The organism is Streptomyces fructofermentans (assembly GCF_014651055.1).
GTDB lineage: Bacteria > Actinomycetota > Actinomycetes > Streptomycetales > Streptomycetaceae > Streptomyces > Streptomyces fructofermentans.
In genome coordinates this window covers 135090-157978 of sequence record NZ_BMWD01000023.1, presented here as the reverse complement: position 1 = coordinate 157978, position 22889 = coordinate 135090, and the positions used below count along the sequence as shown (strand labels likewise).

Below are 22889 nucleotides of genomic sequence, written 5' to 3'. Positions count from 1 at the left end.
TCCTCGTTTCCTTGTTCAGGACAACCCTATTGGGCGCCTGTCCGGAAACTTCGTGGCCCCTCACGTCCCAGAAGGCCGCTGGTCTGCGCCGGCACCGCACGGATGCTCAGAAGGATGCGCTGAGCATCGTAAAGAGAGTCTCGAACCGGTCCAACGTCTCATCGTCGACCTGCCCGACGAGCGCTATCAGTGGCGTGCCAGGACTCGTTGCAAATCGTCTCGGTCGAATGCGTGGCCGGAGACCAGCAGAGTTCGGGTGTAGGCGTCCAGAGCAGAGATGAGGTTTTCCGGAAATCCCGCTACTGCGGGTAGATCCCAGGCACCGCTGAGCAGGTCGTCGAGGCGGCCAGGGTCCGCTGGCAGGTGGATGTAGATCTCCCATGGCGGGACACCCTTGAGTCTGGCCCGCTCGGAGCGTGGGAACATCCTGTTTCCCGCTCGCTCCAGAGCCCGCAGCACTGCCAATTCCGGTGCAGCTGTCATGTCCAGTGCTGTCGCCATCGCAGTCCGGTCCGTTCGTTCGTTAATTCGGAGTAACGCCTCGGCAGCGCTCGCCCCAGAGCACTGCCGACCTCGTTGATCCCGGCCTGACGCTAGGCGCTGAGCCGGGGCGGACCGGCGGGGTGCACCGAATTTCAGTGCGTAGGCAGCTCATCGCAGTGTGCGCCGCTCTTGGCTGAAGGGCTGGTTGCTCACTCTTGGCCCGCCGGTCGCAGAGCAGCAACTCGACCTGCCCTTGCCGGCCGAATCCTTGATCGACAAGGGCGATGACGCGGCCGTCTCACCCAGGACCCCACACCCGATTTCCAACGAGTCACTTCATTGAGCGTTCGATCCTATTACTCCTTGAAATCCTAATTAACAGAAAAGCATGAACGAAACACTCACTTAACTCTTGCCTTCCTCGTTCTAGAACAGCTTCTCGAATCGTTGATATTCGCGCTGTAGGCTCAACGTCCCTGTGTAGCCGGCGAGGGTTGTGAGGAAAAGACGCGGCCCCGCCCAAGCACCGGTCGACCACAATCGGATCAACCACGCCGGAGCCGTGCCAAGATCTTGGGACAGCTCAACCCACGACGCCGTGTCGGCTGCATGCTCGCCGTGCGCCATCGACGACCCGCTCGTCCAGGCATACCCCTCGATGCCGATTCGGCGCTCAAGGTTCTCGCTGAGCCAGTCGATCGAAAGCGGCGTGATCTCGGTGGCACGAGGGCGCTTCTTCACAGGCCAGCCCCGGCCCTTTGCGTAACTCTCGATGTCGGCGATGTCCGTCGCAGGATCGCGGTTGCTCCCATGCTCGTCGTCGACCTGGCCGTCGTTGTCGATGACCTGGTCGGCGTCAATGACGCCATCGCCGAGGATGTCCCTGAGACGAATACCTGCCGAGAGTCGTGCGAGGCGACGCGTCAGAGCACGCTGCAAACGCACGTCAGTAGTGATGGTCGGGTCGATCACCGCTGTGGCCCATAGGCACGCCTCGAAGATGCCGCGCGCGACCGAAACCGCGCCCATCAACGATGCCTCCGCGCGAAGCAAGACGGCGAAACCCCGAAGCTGATCGGCGGCGCTAAGGATGTTGACCGCTGCTTCATACCTGAGAATCTTCGCGACTGGTTCGGCACGACCACCGAGCAAGACGTCGGGTGCCATCATGTCCTCGCGCGCTGGGCTCGTTTGTTTCAACGTCCAAGGCTTGAGGCCCAACTGCGTGAAACCCTTAGCTATTTCGTCAACCGCTGCCGCGAGCGCGTCACGACGCTCATGCGCCTCCTGTGCGCCTCGGTTGATCCGGCCGAGCATTTCCATCGCCCAGGCCTCGTCGTTCTGGCTTACATAGCTCTCGCCTGTCACCCGACACAGCCTGCCAGAAGGCACCGATGTAGGAATGGCATTTTCCGTCGCAGGACGCGCCCGGGTACGGTGCAGGTACTCACGCTCACGTCCATCTGAATGCACGCGACATCTTGATCGAGAAGTCCCACGAGGCCTGCCGAACGCCCAGCGGTTGCCAGACGCTCAACGGCCCCTGAGCGGACTCCGTGGTCACCGCGTGCGCACGGGAATCTATGAGGCACCGGACGACGTCGCCGTACCCGTCGATGGTGGAACGATCACGGATGCGCCGACAGTGCCAGACGGGCGAAGGGCATGCCTTCGGCCCGCGGCTGGAACACCTTGAAGTCCCAGTGGGGGCACGTCAACGGCTACTTTGCCGTGCGTCTCCCGCCGACCATGGCGCACAGGGGTTGGCACACCCGATCCAGAGTTTGTGTGCCGTATCCACAGCCGAGTTCAATGCGGCACTTGCGTGCTTGCGGATCGACGGGCTCGCAGGCGAGTGAGAGCTGCGGGCGGCGGGCGAGCCTTCGGCCGGCAGGAAGGTCAGTGTCGTTGGGCAGAGCGATCACCGCCGCCTCCGCGTTCTTGATGACCGCCGCACGCAAGCGGTCGACATCTCTGCGGCCCAGCGTGCGGTGCACGACCTTGCGTCCGCAGAGGCCTTGGCTGAGCACAAGCATGCGAGAGGGGCTGAGTGGCCACCACAGGTATCGGCTCGTGAGCGTGGACGGAGTGCGACTGATGGAGCCGAACGACATAAGGACGGGCTGATCGCTGGTGATCAGCCGTGCTTGAGGGTCGTCCCACAGTTCGAGTTGCCGGGTGGAGTGTTCGTCGGCTGCCCGGTAGGCACTGCGGAAGACCTTCTTCACAAATTCCGTCGAGGTCAGTTCCGGAACCTCCTGTCCCCCGCGTATACGCATCCAGGCATCCTGGGCCTCGAGCAGGCGTTTGCGCTGAGGGGTGCGGTTGCGCTGAAAGGCGAGGACCACGGCGAGGGACATGAAGTCGTCGAACTCCACATCGTCGCCTGGCTCCCAAGCGCGCAGCAGACGAAGGAGACGTGCGGTCTCATCGTCGATCACGGAGAGCATCGCCTCGGCCTGGTTGTGCGGCCCGTGCTGAGGGTCCGTCACGCGGTAGAAGTTCTCCCTGACGCAGGTATCGCGAAGGCCCAAGAGACGGTCGAGGCCGTTGACCGTGTCCAGGACCCGAACGCGCTTGCCGTCAGGACTCCAGGCCCTCAAGTAGGCCTTGGGCACGTAATGGTGCCTGCGGGAGGCACAGTCACGCCTTACCGCAGCCGCCGCCACCCTCGCCATGTACTCCTGTACACGGGGGTTCAGATCCTGACCACCGTCAGATACCGGGATCTGCCCCCACGGGTTGGGCACGCTACTGACCAGCCTCCACTCCATGTTGCTCCCTACGCAGTGCCCGCCACCTACTGCGCTGCCGATTCTCGCAACCCTCACCCCGCGGCCGCTCAGCATTTACGGCCTCACCAAGCCCATCCTTCGCCTGGAGCCCTGGCACAAGCACTCCGCCGTCGCGGGCGCACTCGCAGGTCGGCCACCACAGCCGTACGGACAGACGGCCGCCGCGGGACTGGCCCGACCGGAGTCGTAGGCATGACGACCGGCGCGCGGCGGCCGGGTGACGAGGCGGTCTGGGACCACTGTTGTCGTACGGGGCGGGGTGCCCCGTCATCCCTCTATGCGGAGTTGGCGCCGCGTGAACGGAACCACGGCCTGCGCTGCCGCGGGGCATTCGCTGTGCTCTGTACCGTGGACGGTGTGCTCGGCTGACTGGACTGGGGACGTCCGAGCACGGCGGTCCGCACGGCTGGCCAGTCTTGCGTACGCCACCAGCCGAAGAGCTGGCCACTGGCGAGCACCGGGAAGGTGAGGGCATCGACGAACTCTTTGTGCTGGTTGCGCTGGTACACCTCGGTGGGGCGCTGCGCGGGGTCGAGCCGGTGCTGATGGTTGACGATCAAGGCGGAGCAGGTCACCGGCTGGTCGGGGCGTAGCTGCGGCCACTTGTCCAGGTGCCTTTGAAGGTAGGAGACCAGCTTCTCCGGGGCAGCGCCGGATGCGGCCTTCACCTCGATCAGGCACGTCTCCTGATCTAGTACAGCGAGCAGGTCAGCCGATTGGGTACCCAGCTCCGCGTCCAGTTCGGTGACGGTGAAGCCGGCGGCGCGCAGCACTACCGCGACCGCGACTTCCAGTTCACGGCCAGTGCCGTACAGCAGTCCTGACCGCATGGGTTCGGCCTCCTGCCGAGCCTGTTCGAGGTCGGTCTGGAGGCGGGCCTTGTCGTCGAGGTAGCGGCGCTCCAGTTCGTCGAGGGCGGCGCGTGCTTTCGTCTCTGCGGGGGTCTCCAGGTCGGCATCGATGCTGTGCAAGGACCGGACGCGGCGCAACGCTGCCGGGACATGCTCGGGCAGAGCCTTCTGAACGATCCAGTCGACCATGGTGTTCCAGTCGACCGCATCAGGGATCACGTACCAGATCTGCCAGCCGTCACTGGGCATCCAGCGGGCAGCGACCGGCTCGCCCACGCTGTCCACCAGGATCGGCACCAGTTCACCTTCAGGCTCGTGGACAGTGGTCCCTCGAGGACCCTCAAAACCGATGGACTGCAGAGCCATGGCCCACCACGGGGCACCGGCTGGGCGGTTCTGCAGTCGCAGACCCAGATCCCGGTCAGCCGCGTCCAGACCGGGAGCCAGCGAGACCTCCGCCCCAGCGAGCAGGCGCTTCCCGGCGATCGATCCGGTGAAGTTGAGGAAGTCCACACTGGCGTCGTAGCGACTGAAGATGTTCCTTCGAAGCCCGCCATCGTCCTCGTTGCCCATGGTGGCGATGATCAGCGCCGGCTCTCCGCGCGAGGCCGCTCCGGACAGGAATCGGTCGAACTCGTCTGCACCTCGGTTGTACAAGCGGCTCGGGTTGATGGCCGCGGCGCACGTGCTGGTATCCATACCGAGCCAGCGCGGTTCAGCTCCCAACGCGCTCCAGGAGACGGCTGCGTACTTGGCCGAGGCCGCGAAGAGATCGCGCGCGTAGTCGGCCGCCTCCGGATCAGGCTCCGCCATCGTCGCGGGGTCGCGAACAGCAACGTGCACAGAAACGAGCCCGTTCGGGCCTTGGAAGTGCGCAGCCATAGCAGCACCGTATCCGCCGGGTACGACACCGCGGCCACACTCTTGCCTACGGCAGGTCAGCTTGACCGGCCGGCGTCGCGCGCGGCCCCGCCGCCACGCGCGAGCCACACCCAGCGGCGCCCAATCCCCTCGCGCGCCACCCGGGGTCCGACCCATCCGCTTCGTCCACTGCGAGTTGGCCAACTGGGTGGAGGAATCGGTGCGGTTCACCGGTACGTGGCGCGGGGTGGGGTGGCTCGGCCCGCTAGGCCGTCGTCGTCCTGGTCCACGTTCTCGTCCCGCCGCGCACCAGCTGGCCCGCCATAGGCACCCGACCCCGGCCGCCCAGGTGCTGGCGCCTGTAGGCGATCTGGACCGGGTCGCCAACCAGTCCTGAGGGAGCGCGAGAGCCGGAGGGCCTCCGACTCTCTTACTCGCAGTCGAACAGCTCAGGAACTGTTCACAGAGCAAGGCCCGGACCAGGTCTCCGGGCCCTCGTCGTACCCCCGACATCTTTGCCTCCCGGCTACTGCTGTCCGTGCCCAGGCTTTCGGCACTACGGGGTGAAGGAACCGTGCCCAGCAGGACGAGACGCAAGCACCGGCGACCTGTCACCGTCCCGATCCCTCAGCCGAACTCACACCGGAGGCAGTACCGGTGACCACCCGCCAGACACCCAGGGCAACACCCGCGCCGACCGCCACTACTCTGAACACGCCACCCTGGGCTCGGGCAGAAGCCCCACAGGGACGCTCTCAGGCAGAGAGCAGCAGAACCGCCGACCGCGAGGCGCGCACCACCCCCACGCGGACGCCACCACCACACGTGGCCGCCGTCTCTGTTCCTTCGCCTCGTAGGAGAGTCCCGATGTCTCGGGATCCACACCCGCACTCCCCCGTACCCGCTCCACCCGAACCGTCCGGCACGCCCAGCCCGGGGCGGCCGTCGGAGACCCCGCTGCTGTCGGTGCACGCCGCCGTGGTGTTCCTGGCGGCCTTCATCATCGGCCTCGTCATGGGCGCCCTCATGTTCCTTCACGACAAGTCCGTGCCCGCGGCCGTCGGGACGGGCTTGGGGGCCGCTGGAGGCAGCCTTCCTTTGCTACACAAGCTGATCGGCTGACGGCGGCGGGGCGCCGGGTGCATCTGCTGCACCCGGCCCCACCGCCTCTCTCGCATCTACAGGACGTCTGTGCGACGAGGAGGTCGTGATTGAGGCTCAGGGGGAGGTGCTACGGAGCTGTTCCAGAACCTTCTCCATACCGAGCAGGCCGGAGTCCAGGCTGATTTGCTGGAGCCAGCTGTCGATGAGCTCACGGCGCTCTGCAGGGTCGCGCTGGTCAACGCCCGGGTCAGCGAGCAGGTTGGCCCCTCGGGAGGTGCCGGCGTCTGCCACCAAGGTCAACCCGTTTCCGGCGAGCAGGTCCGGCATGTCCGTACTGCTGAGAAAGTCCAGGCCAAGCGGCTGAGGCAGTACGAGAGGATCGACACCCGCCAGAGCGGCGAGCGCTTCGGTGACCTGGGCATCGACCAGCGTGGCCGTCAGCGCGTCGATCAGCTCATGCAGGCGGGCAATCGAAAGGGGCACGGTGCGGCCGAAGGTGTGCTGGAAGCGCGCGACAACCTGCAAGGAGACCTGCAGGTGCGAGACGGGGGTCCCGTACGCATCCGGCAGGTCGATCCTGGCCACAGCCTCCAACGGGAAGACTGGCGCTCCGTCAGGGCCGCCCTGCCACAGCAGCCGGACCTTGCGGGCCCGGTTGAAGCCCGACCGGTGGAACGGGTTCATACCGCCCTCGCCGATCGATGCGCACCATTGGAACAGGTCACGGTGCAGGGGGGAGTTGTTCAGCGCGTCGGCGAATGCCTGCACGCCGCGCTCCGACAGCGGGCGCCAGGTGGCCGACGCGTCGACCGGAACGAACATCCCTGTACGCACGAGGAAGTCAGCGCTCGGCCTCCCCTGACCGTCCATGGGCAGGTCGGCTGGCGGCAACCTCAGTCCGGCAGTTGCAGCCTGGGGCGCGGTTTCATTGATCAACCGTGCGAGCCCCGCCCGGTCCGCTACCGCGTTGCGTCCGTGCAGTCGGATCGGGGCGGCACCCTGGACCAGAAGTGGGCATGGTGCCTTCGCCGGATCCACACGGACGACCAGAATCATCCGGCCGATACTGTCCGGCAGGGGCACCGGGATGATCTCCGGCTCCCAGGGCGGCTCCAGCGTCTGATGGCAGCCGTTGACGATCTGGACGATCGCGTCCTCGGGCACGCCGATGATCCGGTCGTCGACGCTGCGCTCGGTGACGCCGACCAGGATGAGGCCGCCGTAGCTGTTGGCCATCGCCGCGACGGAGACAGGGACCTTGGGGGTGTACTTCTCCTTGTACTCCAAGGTCAGGCTCTCGGGCTGGCCGATAGCGACCAACTCACGAACCCGCTCCAGGGTCACGTCCGCAGGACGGCAGGCGAACAGCGAAGCCGCGGATGTCATACGAGCCGCCCATCCACTGGACGTGTATGGATCAAAGGTGTCATTAGGTCAAGTTAGCGAAGCCGTAGGGCCCGTGCCCCAGATTTCCCTGCCGCTCGCCGGGCCACTCGCACTCCGTACGCAGGGCTGGCTGCGTAGGTTTCAGGCGGGTTCTGGCACAGATCTTGGGGAGTCGTCGCGGAGGGTGACGGTGTCGTTCGATTGAGGGCGCGGGTCCGGGGCCCGTCAGCGTTCTCGCATTCTGGTCCACCACCAGCCGAACACCGCCAACTCAATAGGGTGCGGATCCTCTGGAGTGAAGGCCAGCGGCCGTCGTTGAAGTGGGCAGCGGCGAGGAGGCCACGCGTGCTTTTGTCGCTCAGCAAGAGCTCGCTTGCGAATTGAGCACTGAGCCTGCCAGGGTCCCGACGTGACCGTACTTCTGGGAGACAAGAACAGGTTCGCTGCCGAGGCCGGGGCGTGGGACAACGCGTTGCGCCGGGTGGATCTGTGGGCTGCAGGTAAGTGGCTGACCTGCGACGACAACTCGGTTTTCGTCGGGCAGTTCCGCCGGGACGTGCTGGACACGGCCGCCTGGCTGCGTTCTGGGCAGGGCTCTCCACTGCCGTTCGACGGCCTGTCCCCGGAAGCCACGCACCGGCGCCTCATGCACCGTGCCGGGGCTGACGACGAGACCGAAGCCGACTACGCGCTTCGCAGCCAGTTCCGCGTCCTGAACTGGGGTCCCACGACTGACAACGTGACGGCTCACCTCTTCCGCGACGCGGACCGCTTGGCACTCACTCTTCAGTTCTGGCGCGAGGAACATCTGATCAAGCATCCGGAGCATGCGGGCGAGGTCTTCGTGGCGGAGATCCCGACCATGGAGTTCGTTGGGATCCTTGAGGGTCTTGTGGCTGTGCTCGATGACGGCCAGAGTCCAGGGGGCCCGTGATCGTCTCACTCGGTCGCTGGGCTTCGAGCTGATTAGGGCTGTGCTCGGGGCTGCTCGTCCCTACCGTGGTGGTGGAGGTGGGTCGCCATGGCGTCTTTGCCGGAAGAGCTGCAGGTGCGGGAAGCCGCTGCTCGGCAGCGAGTAGAGGAACTCCAGGCTGAGGCAGCCGAGTTGGCCCTGCAACTGGAGACGGCGCGGGAGGATCTGTCGCGGTTGGAGATCACGCGGGAGACCGTCACGCAAGTACTGGGGGAGTTGTCGGCCGCGGAGGTCGAACCGGACGTTCCTGCGGGGGAATGCCGGAGGCGCACGAGACGTCGGTGCCTCATGGCGTCGGGGTGATGATGGTGCCGCCGTGGCGGGAGGGCCTGGTCGTGGCGGTGTTGCCGGATGTCTACCGGGACATCGTGGAGATCATCTCTGACGCGCCGGGACCGATGCAGGCCAAGCAGATCGTGCCGCGGATCGGTCTGCCGACGACGACCGGGAAGATCGAGGGAACCCGGGGAAAACTCAAGCGGCTGGTGGAACGGGGCTGGCTGGATGAGGACACGCCGGGGCAGTTCACCCTCGCCCGGCAAGGCCCGGGGCGGGACCGGGCCAACTCCCAGTGACCAAGGGCTCTTCTCCGTAGATTCGTAGGTGCCAACCAAAACGAATCACTCCCGAAGAAGAGCCCTCGATGGAACCGTACGACGCCTTACCCGAGCCTGATCCGTACTCCGCCTCCCGCGATGCCTTCGAACGCCTCATCTCGACGCTGGCCGACGGTCCGGCAGCGAACATGCCTCATGACGAACTGGAAGCCCAGTTAGAGCAGTTGGGACGCGAACTGCTGCGGCAGTTGATGCAGAACCACCTCGATCAGCGAGCCAGGAAGGAGGAGGACACGGTGCGAGCGGACGGACAGCGGCCGCTGGTACTCGGTCCGGAAGGACAGCCGCGGACCTGGCGGGAGACCGGCCACCGGCGCCTGCTGACCTGCATGTTCGGACCGGTCCGGGTGACCCGGATCGCCTACCGCGGCCGAGGCGTTGCCAACGTGCACCCGGCGGACGAGAAACTGTCGCTGCCCGCCGGCCGACACTCACGAGGACTGGCCCGCCTCGCGGTCCTGGAAGCCGTCCGCGGCTCATACGACCAGGCCACCGCCGCGATCGAACGACGATGCGGCAAAGTGCTCGGCAAGCGCCGCCTCAAAGAACTGGTGGTCGCCTCGGCCGTCGACATCGCCGCCTACTACACGGCGAAGATCCCCACCCCGTGCACCCGCGAAATGCCGCTGATCATTCAGATCGACGGCAAGGGCGTGGTCATGCGCCCCGAAGCCCTGCGCGAAGCCACCCGCCGAGCCGTGGCCAAGAGTGCGGCGGCCGGGCGACGCGGACGCCTGGCCCCGGGCGAGAAACCGAATCGCAAACGGATGGCGACCGTGGCCTGCGTCTTCGACACCACTCCCGCCTCGCGCCGGCCACATGACATCGTCCACCCACCCGGCGGCCGCAGCGAAACCCGGCCGCCACGGCCGGGCCCGAAAGCGGTACGGAAATGGTGCACCGCCTCAGTGATCCGCTCTCCGGAGCAGGTCATCGCCGGCGCCTTCGCCCAGGCCGAGGCCCGCGACCCGCAGCATCTGCGGAACTGGATCGTGCTCGTCGACGGCGCCCGCCACCAACTCGACCTGATCCACGCCGAAGCCGCCCAACGCGGCATCCACCCTCACGTCCTGCTCGACTTCGTGCACGTCGCCGAATACTGCTGGACGGCCGCGCACGCCTTCCACCCACCCGGCAGCCGCGAGGCCGAAACCTGGGCCGCGGACAAACTCACCGCGATCCTCGCCGGACATGCGGACCGCGCCGCCACCGAGATGACCGCCCAGGCCGCAGCCGAACAACTCCCCGCCGCCCGCCGCGAAGCAGTCACCACCTGCCACCGCTACCTCACCGGCCACCTCGACCAACTCCACTACGACACCGCCCTCGCGGCCGGCTGGCCGATCGCCACCGGAGCCGTCGAAGGCGCCTGCCGCCACCTGATCGCCGACCGCCTCGACATCACCGGCGCCCGCTGGGGACTCGACGGCGCCGAAGCCGTCCTCCAACTCCGCGCACTGATCACGAACGGAGACTTCGAGGACTACTGGACCTTCCACGCAGTCCGCGAACACCAACGCCTCTACCCCAGCCCTGACCAGCAGGACTACAGCCTCACTACTTGATCCCGACCGTCACTTCAGAGGATCCGCACCCAATTGCGTATGGCCCAAAAGCTTGAAGGGGTCAGGAGTATCCATCAATGGATCTGCCAGCATAGGGATCGGGTTCGCCTGTCCAGGGGAGAACCCCCTCCTCCTCACAGCGCCGAATGTACGCATCGCTAAGAAACTTGGGCGCTGAACACCCCCACACCGTCTCGTCACTGAGCGGACACGTAGCGTACTCACACAGAAACATCCCAACAAGGAACCCTGACAGGCCACAGTCAAAATCGAGCCAGGGCGAGGTGAGATCATTCCGCTTCCAAACGCTCACGGTCCACTGGTCAGGGTCCGAATGCCCAACCTTCCAGCAGAGGATATCGCCGGCAATCGTAACGCCCCACGCAAGGACCGAAAAAGGCTCTGAACCAACGAGGCCATTCGCATTTTCGGTTACGTAAACCATTCCTCCTTCATCAGGATCTCCGGGGACACTCGGAGGAACAATGTACAGCGAGTCCTCAATTCCCCCCGACCCATATCTCGACATAAACTCCACGTAATCCGAGGGGAACCCCGCGACACCCCATCCCGCCTGCAGCCAGCTCCAATCAACCGGCTCCCTCTCACCGAATTCAGGCGCCATCATCCCCAACAGTCGAGAAAAATCGCCAGACCGCTTCCCGCTCACGACATCGCCCCCATCGGCTCGATTTTGTTATCATGGAAGACTACACCCAGGTTTCGCCATCCATACTTTTCGCTATACACCGAATTCGGCACAACCTCATACAGATTAATCCCAGGAGTTCCATATTTCGTGACACCCGAAGCCTTCATTTCAAAAGTCACCGGAACAGTCCTGGGACCTCTATACTGCGGCGTAACCGTATACCTCACACGCTGCCCCAATCCAATTGCAGCTACCACCTGCTCCTCGAAATATCGCATATTGTGCCCCAATCCCTTCTCACCCTTCACGTAGAAATTTGCCGCTCGCGAACAGGTGGCGAGATTGGCGAGATTCCTTCCGTCACCGCCGAGCGCAGCGCCAAGCAAATGACAGTTATTGATGACGACGGGAGGTTTAAAGGCCTAGGGTCGCTGCATATCGGCCCGCCCAATCATATCCAGGAGGCCTTATCTCCTTCGTAACGCTACTGCCTGGATTCTCCTTAATGTATGCCGAATCGAGACACGCGTTCATAGCGGTGGCCCGATTACCATTCGCCGAATCTCTGTCTCCGGGATCAACCCATCCCTTTCCATTCCGCCAGCAGTCCGATAACCTGTCCCCTGTATCGGAGTCATTGTCTGGTCCACCTTGAATTATGGCATTCGGAGCCAGCGCTTCAACCGGTATGAAGTACTGCAAAGCTCCCTCGATCGCATGCACGAGCGCCCTTTGGTCCACACCCACAGCACGATCCAAGGACCTCTGCTGCACCCGCTTAACGTCGACCCGTGGTTTCGGAGCAGGCCGTGTCGGTGCCGGTCTGCTCCGATGTTGCAGACCCTGGTCCTGGTAGAGGTTCCGGAGCTGGTCGGGAAGCAGGTAGCCCTGCCGCGCCGGGCGGGGGTAGTTGCCCTTGTTGCGCGGGCGGTCGGGGCGCTGAAACGGCGGCTCTCCATAAGCAGGCGCAGCTGGTGCACGGTGAGGCCGAGCGTGTGGGCGACGTCTCGGGCGGCTATGTCGGGGGCCAGCAGTGCGCGGAGGCGCTCGGTTTCGCGGCCCTCGTGCAGAAGGTCCCGCACGAGGGCCGAGCGCGCAGCGCGCACGGATCACCTCCCCTCGCGCAGGGGTGATCCGCCGCTGCCTGGGGTGCCTACATGCAGGCGATGCAGCGTGTGAGGTCTCCGGCCAGGAAGACACTGCAGTTCTGCGACCTTTCCGCGGGGTAGATCGCGCCGAGGCAGATGGGATCACCGCCGGCCGCGTGCAATGCGCGGACCGCCTCGGCCAGGCCCGGTTTGAACCTGCCGTCCTCCAGGATGAACTGCTCACGCGACGCCCATACATCAAACAGGTGACGGGCCGATGCGCGGCGGCCGGACCAGACCTCGAACTTGGCGCCGGCTCTGAGGTGCTCGGCGGCCGCACGTGCGCGCTCGCTTCCGTTGCTCTGCAGCACAGCGATCAGTTCCTCGCGTTCCATGCGGTACCAGCGCATGCCGAGTTCGCTGAGCTCCATCCGGCCTTCGGCGGTGAGCTCGTCCGCCCTGCGCTCGATGTGGTCCAGCCACTCTCCAAGCCGGACCGACAGGCCGTCTTCCCCGCTCTCGTCCGCCGCTTCTTCGACGTGGTCGCGCGGCACCCGCAGATGTCCCTCACGCGCATGGAACCGGCGGGCCGCCGCCAGGTGGGCCGCCCAAGGGTCTGCTTGACCTTGCCGGCCCGACTGCTGCCCGCTCTCGCCCTCCGATTCGAGGCCGGACCGGTCGCCCTCGGACCCCGGAGTCTCGGCGGTGGTCATGTACAGCCGCCGTACTGCCGGTATCCGCTCCTGGTCGTTGACGACCGCCCAGGGCCCCGCCCAGGCCGCGCCCACGACCCGGGGAGGGAGGTGGACTTCGTCGACGACGATCAGGTCCCACACCGCCAGGCCCAACTCGTGCGCCTGCGGCATAGCGCCCAAGCGCCCCGGCTCATACGGTTCGAACACCGTCACCACCTCCAAATCCTCGACCAATGACACCAGTTCACCCGGGTCGCCCGTACACGGGAGGCCGGGGGTGTCCAGCGGGTGGAACGAGGACGCCCCGACCATGGCCCCCTCACGGCCAACACTGCGCCAGGCCGCGGCCGCCTGCATCATCCGGTCAAGGCCCCAGCCCGGCACCACCACCAGCACCCGCCGTGCGGACAGGCGCCGGGCCGCTTCCACCGCGATCAGTGTCTTGTCCGACCCGGTGGCGGCGACCACCTCCGCTCTCAAGCCCTCGGAGGGAAAACAGCCGTCGGCGGGAGGCTGGAGATGGCGCACCACCCTGTCCACGGCCTCAACCTGGTGAGGAAGGAGCGTCATCTGGGGCATCGGAGCCTTCCCGAGAGCAAGTGGCGGTACGCACAGGCGATTGTGCCGCCTGGCACACCATGCAGATGAGCCAGGCTGCCGCCAGCCGACCCGCTGCGCCTTGCGTCGCCGCGGCTGTGCCTGATGAGGTCTCAGTCAGACGTGGAGCAGCCCGAAATTGGAGGGGCTACGACCAGCCCTTCGAGCGGCTGGCAGCCGGGCTGGCGCAGAGAGTCACACCGGTCGGCGCTCGGGGCCGGCACTAGCTAGGTGACGCGCTGAGGTGGCGGACGCCAGGGGCGGGCAGGAGTTGAGTCAACGGTCAACCAGCCGTGGACGCGGGGCCTCCCCCGTTGATTGCACGTCGGTGCCGACCGGGCCGCGGGGAAGCATCCGGTCCAGCCACTTCGGCAGCCACCAGTTGGTCCGGCCGAGGAGCGTCATGGTCGCCGGTACCAGCACCATGCGTACGACCGTGGCGTCGATGAAGATCGCGGTGGCGAGGCCGAGCCCGAACATTTTGGTGGAGGGGTCGTCGGCGACGGCGAAGGACAGGAAGACCGCCACCATGATGAGGGCGGCCGAAGTGATGATCCGGGCGGTGCGCGAGACGCCCTCAACGATCGCCGTGCCGTTGTCGCCGGTGCGCAGGTACTCCTCGCGTACGCGGGAGAGGAGGAACACCTCGTAGTCCATCGACAGGCCGAACAGGATGGCGAACAGGAACATCGGGATGAACGACACGATCGGAACCGTCGCTTCCAGCCCGATGAGAGCGCCTCCCCAGCCCCACTGGAAGACCGCGACCATGATGCCGTAGGCCGCGCCGATGCTCAGCAGATTCAGCAGTACCGCCTTGAGCGGTACGAGTATCGAGCGGAAGACCAGCATCAGCAGCAGGAACGACATCGCCAGCACGGCGGCGACGAACACCGGCAGGCGTTGGCTGGTGCGTTGGCCCACATCGGACAGGCTCGCGGCGGCGCCGCCGACGTGGGCCCTGGCCGGGCCGTGCCCGATCGCCATGGGCAGCACGTCGGTGCGCAGCCGGGCGATGGTGTCGGCTGTGGCCTTGTCCTGAGGGCTGGTGGTCGGGAACACCACGAGGGTCGCGATGCCGGTGGCCCGATCGATGTGCGTCGGCGCGACGGATGCGATGCCCGGATCCGCCGCGACCGCCCCGACGAGTCGGTCCAGCACTCCCGGATCACCGGTGGGGTCCGCGGCGATGACGAGGGGACCGTTGGCGCCCGGGCCGAACCCCTCGGCGACGAGGTCGTAGGCCCGGCGCTCGGTACGGCTGTGGGGCAGTGAGCCGTCGTCGGGCAGGCCGACGCGCAGGCCGAGCACGGGCAGCGTCGCGGTCAGCAGGAGTCCCGCCGCGCCGACCGCGTACGGCACCGGGTGCTGGCTGACGTGCCCGATCCAGCGACGCCACCCGGCGGCGTGGGCGGAGCCTGCCGCCGGGTGGCGCCGCCGTGCGAGTCGGCCCAGTTTCCTGGTCTGCAGAGCCCGGCCGATCCGGCCGACCCGGGCCAGGCGCGGGCCGGCGGCGCCGAGGAAGGCCGGCAGCAGCGTCACCGACGCGAGCACCATGGTCAGGACGACGATCGAGACGGCAAGCCCGCCCACCGTCATGAACGGCACGTTCGCGACCGCCATGCCGAGGATCGACACGACGACGGTGCCGCCGGCGAAGACCACCGGCCGCCCCGCCGTGGCCACCGCTTGTCCGGCCGCCTCGTGCGGATTGAGCCCGCGCGCGAGGTACTCCCGGTGCCTGGCGAGCACGAACAGCGCGTAATCGATGCCGACTCCGAGCCCGACCATGCTGCCCAGGACCGGTGCGAAGGTGGGGACGTCCGTGACCCCCGCCAGTACCGTCATCGTGGCGACCCCGACGGTCAGTCCGAAGACCGCCATACCGATCGGCAGCGCGGCGGCGACGAGCGAACCGAACGCCAGGAACAGGATCGCGGCCGCGGCGAGGAGGCCGATCAGCTCGCTTGCGCCGCCGTCCGGGTCGGAGAAGGCGTAGAAGAGGTTCCCTCCCATCTCGATGCGCAGGGGCAGTTCGGCGCGCAGCCGGTCGCCGAGATCGACGAGGGCGTCGAGGTCTTTGGCCGACAGCCGGCTCTGGTCGGGGTACTGCACCCGGACGACTGCGATCCGCCCGTCGGCCGAGACAAGGCCGCCGTGCGCGATGGTGTCCCCGCGTGCGTCGAGTGCCCCCGCCGGGTCGCTCGTGCCGAGGACGTGCGGCAGCCGCTTCACCTCGGTCTGCAGCCGCGTGAGAGCGGTGCGCGCGCTGCCGTGGTCGAAGAACGTCGCAGCGCCGTCGAGGGGGGTGACGACCACTTGGGCGGTCATCCCTTCCTGGCCGGTGCCGGCCCTCTCGATCAGTTGCGCGGCCTGTTGGGAGTCCAGTCCCGGAGCGGTCATCGAGTCCGCGGTCCGCCCGCCGAAGGCGACGGCGGCGAGGACGGCGAGTGTGGCGGCGACCAGCCATGCCGCGATCACCCGCCAGGGATGGCGGGCGGCGCTTGCGCCCAGGCGCAACAGGGCTTTCGAGAGCATCGGGTCCTCCAACCACCTCGTCGGCCGTCCTTGTACGGCCGCCGATGCCGAGGCTCGTCGCCACGGCGCTCCGCGGCATCGGCCCGCGGGCCGCGGATCCGTCGGCCCCGGGGCGGAGTGAGGAACCGTCCTTTCGGCCGATGCGCGGCACGCCGCGGTCCCTAGGCTGAAAACCGTGCTGCGAGAAGACCTGCGACCCCTGTGGACCGAACCCCGGCCGCCCGACGCGCCCGCCCGGGTGTGGCGGGACTGGGCGCTGCTCGCCGCGGGCCTTGCTGGTGTGGTGCTGGAGGCCACCCTGCGCGAGAACGTCGTGTGGCGGCCGGTGGCGGTGGTGTTCGCCGTATGGCTGTGCCTGCTGCCTCTGTGGCGCCGGACCCGCCCCCTGGCAATGGTCACGCTGGCGTTCGGCTCGGTGATCCTGCTTCAGGTGGCCTGGTTCGTCGCCGCTCCGCGCGAGCCCGTCGGCCTGTACACCGGCGCGGTCGTGCTCGTGCTGGTGTACGCGCTGCCCCGGTGGGGATCGGGACGCGAGATCGTGCTGGGCGGCGCGGTGATCCTCGCGTCCGGCGCGCTGTGCTCCGTCACGGACGAGACCCCGGTCGTCGAGAACGTCATCGGCTTCGTCTTCCTGCTGCTGCCCGGCGTGTTCGGGGCTGCCGTGCGGTTCTGGGTGACCGCTCGCGAGCGGCAGTTGGACCAGGTGCGGTCCCGCGAGCGCGAGCAGCTCGCCCGGGAACTGCACGACACGGTGGCCCACCACGTATCGGCCATGGTGATCATCGCCCAGGCGGGCGGGGTGCTCGCGGGCGCCGACCCGTCCGCCGCCGTCAAGGCGCTGGAGGGGGTCGAGGAGGAAGGAGCGCGCACGCTGGAGGAAATGCGCGCCATGGTGGCCGCGCTGCGCGACCGCGGGGTCGGCGCCGAGCTGGCGCCCCCTGCCGGAGTCGCGGATCTGGAGCGCCTGGTGCGCACCCCGGGTGGTCGTCTCAGGGTCGACCTGGGGCTCGACGGCGAACTGGACGCGCTGCCCCCGGCCGTGGACGCGGCCGTCTACCGGATCGTGCAGGAGTCGGTGACCAACGCGCTGCGCCATGCGGTCGACGCGACCGAGCTCGTCGTTCGGGTCGCCGCGGAACGGCACGCGGTTCGGGTGAGCGTGCGCGACAACGGCCGGCGCACCGGCCGGGGTCGCGACGGATACGGACTTACCGGACTGCGCGAGCGCGCGACGCTGCTCGGCGGCACACTACGAGCCGGCCCGGGTACCGACCGGGGCTGGCACGTCGAAGCCGAACTGCCGAGAGCGAGGAACGAGAGTCGTGTCCATTCGCGTCCTCGTCGCTGACGACCAGACCATCATTCGCACCGGGTTGCGGATCATGCTCAACGCCCAGCCCGACATCGAGGTGGTCGGCGAGGCCGCCGACGGGCGGGAAGCGGTACGTCTGGCTCGCGAACTACGCCCCGACGTCTGCCTGTTCGATATCCGCATGCCTGCACTCGACGGGCTCGAGGCCACCCGGCTGATCGCCGGCCCGGGCGTCGCCGACCCGCTGGCCGTGGTCGTCATCACCACGTTCGACCTCGACGAGTACGTCTACGGCTCACTGCGTTCCGGAGCCCGCGGATTCCTCCTCAAAGACACGGGACCAGACCTTCTGGCACAGGCCGTACGGTCGGCGTCCGACGGTGAGGCGCTCATTGCCCCCAGCGTCACCGTCCGTCTGCTCCAGGCATTCGCGGACCTGCCCGCCGGCCGGCCCGTGTCCCAGCCGGTCTCCCCCGTCACCGCCCGCGAGGAGCAGGTGCTCCTCGCCGTCGCCCGCGGGCTGACCAACACCGAGATCGCCGATGCACTGCACATCAGCCTCAGCACGGTGAAGACGCATCTGGCCAGCCTGATGGCCAAACTCAACGCCCGCAACCGGGTCGAGATCGCGATGTGGGCCTACGAAACGCGCCGTATCCTCCCCGCAACCTGAGCCGGGTGCCGGGCCATGTCCCATGAGCCCCCGCCCGGACATCAGTGCACCGGTCGGCTCACGTCGTCACATGGAGTGCATTCAATGAGCTTCTTCAGCGTTGCCTCTCCAGGGTGAGGATGGCCTTGGCGATTGACGTCATGCGGTTGGGGCTGCATCGGGATCTGCGGAAGATCCGCCAGGACTTCAGGCGGGCGACCCCGCGTTCGACGGGTGCCCTTGCCGCGGCCGGCGCACGGTTGCGGGTTTTCTCGGTGGGGGTCAGCTCCTGCAGGGGCCTGCGTTTGATGCCGGTGGTCAGCCACGGGCCGGCGCCCTGGTAGGCGAGATCGGCCACGATCGGAACGCCCTGGCGCTCGCAGATCCGGATGATCCGGTGGGTTCGGGCGGCGGTCAGGTCATGGGTGCGGCCCGGCAGGGCGGGTGAGAGCCACAGCAGCCGGCCGCCTCAACAACCGCACCACTGAAGGCTAATTGCGCAGCGCCGATAATGCGGAGCCACTACCCACCTGCCGGGGATGCCCGAAGCTTCGCGGCGCGGCCTGCCGATCAGGCGGCGGGTCACCGGATCGAGATGACCAAGATTCCGGAAGGTGCCCTTCCGCGACGCTGAGCTGCGAGGATGGCGCGATGGTGAGGCCGAGAAGGCGCGTGCTCACAGTCGCCGCGGCGGTCGTGAGCGTCATGTCCCTGGCGTTGACCGCGTGTGCGCAGAACGACTCCGGGGTCGGCAGCGGCGACCGCGAGGCGGCGTACAAGCGTGTCGTCAACGACCCGCACGCGAGTCCTGACGCCGTCATCGAGGCGGCCGGCGCACCGGCCGGGGTGGCGCGGGCGGGCGACGGCTCCCTGCTGCTGTCGTACAACGCGCGCTCCATCGGGGACGACGAGGGCCCGGCGGCCGCCGCCTGGCGGATCGTCTCGCCGGCCGGCCGCACGGTCGCGCAGCAGGCGTGGCACGCGAACGTGGAGGATCAGCCGGACCAGTACATCGGCGTGCGCGACGGCTTCGTCCGATGGCACCGCAGCAGCCGCGTACGTCGAGCGCGTACGCGCTCGACGTACGCGGCAAGCGGCACAAGGTCACCGCGTCGGACCGCGCGCTGGGCACCCACCCGGGCGACATCGTCCTCCACGAGGGGATGCCGGCTCGCTTCTACCGCCCCGCCAACCGCACCGTGGCGGCCCCGGTCGGCGCACCGGAATACGTAGACTTCGCGCTGGCCGAGCGGGGCTCGGTCTGGTTCGTGGACCAGTCGCGGATGCCCAACCGCGTCGTGCAGCAACGCGACGGCCGCACCCTCACCTCCATGCCGATGCCCAAGCCGTACACCAGCGGCGGCGCCGTCACCGCTGCGGGCGGCACGACGGCGTTGGCCTTGCTCCGCGGCGGCACGGTCCGGGGCCTGATGGTGACCGCGGACGACGGCGCGCACTGGCGCAACCTCACCGGGGGCGGCATCCCGTGGCAGGACCTCAAGCGCGATCTGGTGTTCCTGGTACTGCGGGCGCTGCCGGACGGGCGGCTGCTCGTCGGCGAGAGGGAGGGCCGCTACTGGCTCGCCGACGACCGCTCGAACCGGGCCTTTCACCAGCTCAAGACCCCGGTGCCGTTTGCCTCGTTCACCGTCCAGGGCAAGACGCTGTACGGCATCGCGGACGCGACGAAAGCGACGTACAACCTGGTGAAGGGCGAGGGGCTGTACGCCTCGGACGACGGCGGGCGCACGTGGCGGCGGCAGGGGAAGCGCGGCCTACGGAGGTGAGCCGCAGAGCCTTGGTGGCCTCGCGGCCAGCCGAGGCTGTTCTCCGCGCGAGCCGCGGTGAGTCGATGGGGAGGGAAGACGCCGAGGCGGGGCTGCGCTGCTCTCCGCAGCGCATACGGTTGCGGTCCGCAAGAATGCCGCTCTTGTCCGCGTCGGCTGCCCGCCCCGTTGCGAGAGACTAGGCTGGGAATGCCCGATCATGCCGGTCCGGACGCAGGAGTGGGAGTCATGGCCGAGGGAACACCGAGCCCAGTGGCATCCTCGCGCTGGGCTCCGGCCGCGGACCAGCTCCCCCGTGATCTTGCGGAGCTCGCCGGACCGGTACACGGTGCGGTGACGTTGCCGCTGCACCTGGCGTGGTCGGGGCTGCGGACGTTCGACCTGGGGGACGAGAAGCTGCTGCTGGGGATGTACCGGATCGTGCTGCTCAACGGCCGGCACGAGGACTACACCCACTACCTTGACGCCAACCTGCTGGTGAGCCGGTGGCCCGTGCTGCGCAAGATGCTCGGCCGCGGTGTGCGCACCGTGTGGGAGGAGCGCTTCCCCCGGCTGCGGCCTGTGGCGGCCGCGTGAGTCTGCACGGCCTGCCCGAGCATCATCGGCGGTTGCTCGCCGACGCTCTCGCCGCCGGGCGCCCGTACGGGCTGGCGCTGATGGGCGGCTACGCCGTCCAAGCGCACGGCATCGTGCACCGACCCAGTCAGGACCTGGACTTCGCCACCGAACACCCCGCCGGCATGACGGAGATCATCGAGCAGATCGCTGACTCACTCGCCGACAAGGGCTGGCGGATCACCGTCGTCGACGTGGCGCCGCTCAAGGCCCGCTTCCTGGCCACCGACCCCGCCACCGACGCCACATGCGAGGTGGATCTCCTCAAGGAAGTCCTGTGGCGGCCGCCCGTGGTCATGGACATCGGTCCGGTCCTGGACCTGGACCTGGATGACTTGATCGGCACGAAGGTGCGCGCGCTCGGTGACCGCGGGCTGGCCCGCGACGCCATCGACGTCCACGCCGCCCGTGACCTCTACACCCGTGCCGAACTGGAAGCCCTCGCCGCCCGGCGCCCCGACGAATTCGACCTTCGCGAACTCCACGACCGGCTGGAGAGCCTGGAGTGGATCAGCGACGCCGAGTTCGAGGCCTATGGCATGGACCCCGTCCGCATCACACACCTGCGCCGGTGGGCCCAGCAGTGGCTGGACGACCCCGCTCAGCGCCTCGCCGAACCCTACGACGAAACCCCCGACACGTAACCGCACGCAAGCGCCATAGTGCGCACCCGGCGGCGCGCCGCCGTCAGCGCACCGTGGGCCCGGGCCGGGAATGGGACCGATGGCCTTCCGGTCCGACCGCGCGAGGAGAACAGCCCGCGTGAACAGGCGAACAAGGATTCTTTTCGCGAACCAAGACGAGAAAACGGGACACCCCCCTCACCGCACGTCGAAGGCCTGCTGCGCGCAAGTGAACTCGTACAACCCTTGGTCCGTGCTGACAGTCTGATCACGCGGGCCGTTCGGTTCTCTGATTCCCGCGGGCCGGTCGCGCAGAGAACTGCCGTACCGACCGCCTGTTTTGGCTTGGACTCACATGCGTATACATGCTGCGGCGATGGCCGGGACAACGTCCGCCGCCCTGCTGCTGACCGCTGGTGCCGGTGTTCCGGCGCACGGCGCTCGCCGCCCCGTCCCGGCCGCCGCCACACCGCCGCACCGGCGCCGTGCTCCTGGAGCTCTCCAGGGTGGTGACGACGACGGGCACCGCCTGGCGGTAGTCCCGGGCGTGCACGGAAAACCGCAGCGCCAGGGGCCTCCTGTTGCTCTCCATGGATTCGACACCCACGAGCTGTGCAGGAGGCCCCTGGCATCCGCGGCCGACCCGAAGATCACCCGACCGAGCCGCCACCCTCGAACTCACGCCCACCACGGGCGATACAGCCGCGGCTGCTCTGATGATCGGGCCGGCAAGGGCTCAGCAGACGTCGACTATGTCGATCATGTTGTCCCAGGGGGTGTTCGAGAGGCTGTCCTCCGTGTGGTACGCCGTGCTGCCGAACTTGTAGACCTTGCGGCCCTCCCAGTTGTAGAACCGAGCCACCGTGCCGGTGGTCTGGTTGTTCTTGTACGAGGTGAGGGTGTCGTTCCTGAAGGCGCTGTAGTGGCTCAGGTCGTAGTCCCGACACTGGTAGAACGCCAGCTTGCTGTCGGTCCAGTTGGGACCGGTCCACAGGCACAGGTACTCGTAGTCGCAGCTGGTGTTGGCCACGCCGGGCACGGACACCGTGATGATCGCGCTGCCGTCCTTCGCCCGGATCTCGTTGTACGCCACCTGTTCCGCCGGAACCTTGATGTCCGCCAGCTGGGCGTCCACCCGGTCCTGCACCTGGGCCGCCTGCCGGCTCGAAAGGCCCACCGCTTTCGCCTGCGCCGCGTACTTCGACTCGGCCGACTGCGCGGTCCGGTCCGTGGCGGCCGCAGCCGCGGCCGTGCTGCCGGCTCCGACTGCCAGCGCCATGACACACAGCACGGCTGAGACGGGCTTCGTGATCCGGGATCGGAACTTCATGTGGTTTCCTCCGTCGGTTGGTTTCGCTTCATGAGCAGCTCCGGTCGCCGGCGGACAGCCTCCGGCGACTGATGCGGCCGGGCCCTGACTCCCCTGGGCTGTCCGGCGAGACAGCAGGGTTGACAAGACCGGGTGGGGCGCGGACAGGTGCATGCAGTCAGGGCCGGATCTGTTGTTCCGCCGGGGAGCCGTAGGTACGACCGTCTCCCCAGCGGCAGCCCCATCCCTCGGTGCCGCTCGCCAACTGATCTCAGCGGTTGGCCTATTGGTTGGCAGGGCTGTTCCGGCGGCCAATCAATGGACGGGGGTGACGTTTCGGGCCGGGTCGGGGGGTGCAGTGGTTGAGGTGTCCGGTGTGGATGGCG

20 protein-coding genes and 1 pseudogene are annotated in these 22889 nt (G+C 67.6%); 10 read left to right on the top strand and 11 right to left on the bottom strand.

Annotated features, from left to right (window positions below; all coding sequences use genetic code 11):
* Window positions 1-186: 186 nt before the first annotated feature.
* The 4 genes from IE265_RS27895 to IE265_RS27880 all read right to left on the bottom strand — a co-directional run bounded on the left by IE265_RS27895 (window position 187) and on the right by IE265_RS27880 (window position 5011).
* On the bottom strand, window positions 187-501 hold the full coding sequence (locus tag IE265_RS27895) for a hypothetical protein (protein WP_229916629.1): 315 nt from the start codon (window positions 499-501) through the stop codon (window positions 187-189).
* A 408-nt stretch (window positions 502-909) separates the two neighbouring features.
* A complete protein-coding gene (locus IE265_RS27890) occupies window positions 910-1851 on the bottom strand; it encodes a hypothetical protein (protein WP_190038450.1) in 942 nt (313 codons plus the stop codon).
* Between the two features lie 353 nt (window positions 1852-2204).
* Window positions 2205-3101 carry a DUF4238 domain-containing protein gene (locus IE265_RS27885; RefSeq protein WP_190038449.1) on the bottom strand — a complete coding sequence of 299 codons (897 nt, stop codon included), beginning with the start codon at window positions 3099-3101 and terminating at the stop codon, window positions 2205-2207.
* Window positions 3102-3553: 452 nt separating this feature from the next.
* Complete coding sequence (locus IE265_RS27880) at window positions 3554-5011, bottom strand: hypothetical protein (protein WP_229916628.1); 1458 nt, start codon at window positions 5009-5011, stop codon at window positions 3554-3556.
* 846 nt (window positions 5012-5857) lie between these two features.
* On the opposite strand from IE265_RS27880, the gene IE265_RS27875 reads away from it, so the two are divergent.
* Window positions 5858-6112, top strand: coding sequence for a hypothetical protein (locus tag IE265_RS27875; protein WP_190038477.1), 255 nt, complete (start codon window positions 5858-5860; stop codon window positions 6110-6112).
* 96 nt (window positions 6113-6208) lie between these two features.
* On the opposite strand, the gene IE265_RS27870 is transcribed toward IE265_RS27875, so the two are convergent.
* On the bottom strand, window positions 6209-7480 hold the full coding sequence (locus IE265_RS27870; protein ID WP_190038448.1) for an AlbA family DNA-binding domain-containing protein: 1272 nt from the start codon (window positions 7478-7480) through the stop codon (window positions 6209-6211).
* A gap of 409 nt (window positions 7481-7889) precedes the next feature.
* On the opposite strand from IE265_RS27870, the gene IE265_RS27865 reads away from it, so the two are divergent.
* The 3 genes from IE265_RS27865 (at window position 7890) to IE265_RS27855 (ending at window position 10635) form a co-directional block, all read left to right on the top strand.
* Window positions 7890-8414, top strand: coding sequence for a hypothetical protein (locus IE265_RS27865; protein ID WP_190038447.1), 525 nt, complete (start codon window positions 7890-7892; stop codon window positions 8412-8414).
* A 296-nt stretch (window positions 8415-8710) separates the two neighbouring features.
* A complete protein-coding gene (locus tag IE265_RS38640) occupies window positions 8711-9028 on the top strand; it encodes a helix-turn-helix domain-containing protein (protein WP_229916626.1) in 318 nt (105 codons plus the stop codon).
* Window positions 9029-9096: 68 nt separating this feature from the next.
* Entirely contained in the window at window positions 9097-10635 is a 1539-nt protein-coding gene (locus IE265_RS27855; RefSeq protein WP_190038446.1) for an ISKra4 family transposase, read from the top strand.
* Between the two features lie 61 nt (window positions 10636-10696).
* Here the strand turns inward: IE265_RS27855 and IE265_RS27850 are convergent, their stop codons facing one another.
* Together IE265_RS27850 and IE265_RS39370 are read right to left on the bottom strand one after the other, a co-directional pair.
* Window positions 10697-11305, bottom strand: coding sequence for a hypothetical protein (locus IE265_RS27850; RefSeq protein ID WP_190038445.1), 609 nt, complete (start codon window positions 11303-11305; stop codon window positions 10697-10699).
* Entirely contained in the window at window positions 11302-11673 is a 372-nt protein-coding gene (locus IE265_RS39370; RefSeq protein ID WP_190038444.1) for a DNA/RNA non-specific endonuclease, read from the bottom strand. Before IE265_RS39370 ends, IE265_RS27850 begins: the two co-directional genes overlap by 4 nt.
* 588 nt (window positions 11674-12261) lie before the next feature.
* On the opposite strand from IE265_RS39370, the gene IE265_RS27840 reads away from it, so the two are divergent.
* Window positions 12262-12420 carry a hypothetical protein gene (locus IE265_RS27840; RefSeq protein ID WP_190038443.1) on the top strand — a complete coding sequence of 53 codons (159 nt, stop codon included), beginning with the start codon at window positions 12262-12264 and terminating at the stop codon, window positions 12418-12420.
* Window positions 12421-12440: 20 nt separating this feature from the next.
* On the opposite strand, the gene IE265_RS38635 is transcribed toward IE265_RS27840, so the two are convergent.
* Together IE265_RS38635 and IE265_RS27830 are read right to left on the bottom strand one after the other, a co-directional pair.
* Window positions 12441-13649 carry a helicase associated domain-containing protein gene (locus IE265_RS38635; protein ID WP_229916624.1) on the bottom strand — a complete coding sequence of 403 codons (1209 nt, stop codon included), beginning with the start codon at window positions 13647-13649 and terminating at the stop codon, window positions 12441-12443.
* A 294-nt stretch (window positions 13650-13943) separates the two neighbouring features.
* Window positions 13944-16205, bottom strand: coding sequence for an MMPL family transporter (locus IE265_RS27830; protein ID WP_190038442.1), 2262 nt, complete (start codon window positions 16203-16205; stop codon window positions 13944-13946).
* A 175-nt stretch (window positions 16206-16380) separates the two neighbouring features.
* On the opposite strand from IE265_RS27830, the gene IE265_RS27825 reads away from it, so the two are divergent.
* Together IE265_RS27825 and IE265_RS27820 are read left to right on the top strand one after the other, a co-directional pair.
* Entirely contained in the window at window positions 16381-17553 is a 1173-nt protein-coding gene (locus tag IE265_RS27825) for a sensor histidine kinase (RefSeq protein WP_190038441.1), read from the top strand.
* Entirely contained in the window at window positions 17528-18190 is a 663-nt protein-coding gene (locus IE265_RS27820) for a response regulator (protein ID WP_190038440.1), read from the top strand. The genes IE265_RS27825 and IE265_RS27820 overlap by 26 nt, the downstream gene beginning before the upstream one ends.
* A gap of 94 nt (window positions 18191-18284) precedes the next feature.
* On the opposite strand, the pseudogene IE265_RS27815 reads toward IE265_RS27820, so the two are convergent.
* Window positions 18285-18638: pseudogene (locus IE265_RS27815) on the bottom strand (transposase family protein); the annotation flags it as partial.
* 568 nt (window positions 18639-19206) lie between these two features.
* Here IE265_RS27815 and IE265_RS27810 point away from each other — a divergent pair.
* The 3 genes from IE265_RS27810 (at window position 19207) to IE265_RS27800 (ending at window position 21215) form a co-directional block, all read left to right on the top strand.
* The gene (locus tag IE265_RS27810) at window positions 19207-19956 is read left to right on the top strand and encodes a hypothetical protein (RefSeq protein WP_229916621.1); all 750 of its coding nucleotides are present in this window, start codon (window positions 19207-19209) and stop codon (window positions 19954-19956) included.
* A gap of 228 nt (window positions 19957-20184) precedes the next feature.
* Window positions 20185-20532 carry a hypothetical protein gene (locus tag IE265_RS27805; protein WP_190038439.1) on the top strand — a complete coding sequence of 116 codons (348 nt, stop codon included), beginning with the start codon at window positions 20185-20187 and terminating at the stop codon, window positions 20530-20532.
* 32 nt (window positions 20533-20564) lie between these two features.
* Window positions 20565-21215, top strand: coding sequence for a nucleotidyl transferase AbiEii/AbiGii toxin family protein (locus IE265_RS27800; RefSeq protein WP_229916619.1), 651 nt, complete (start codon window positions 20565-20567; stop codon window positions 21213-21215).
* Window positions 21216-21930: 715 nt separating this feature from the next.
* Here IE265_RS27800 and IE265_RS27795 read toward each other — a convergent pair.
* On the bottom strand, window positions 21931-22524 hold the full coding sequence (locus IE265_RS27795) for a peptidase inhibitor family I36 protein (RefSeq protein ID WP_190038438.1): 594 nt from the start codon (window positions 22522-22524) through the stop codon (window positions 21931-21933).
* Window positions 22525-22889: the final 365 nt, after the last annotated feature.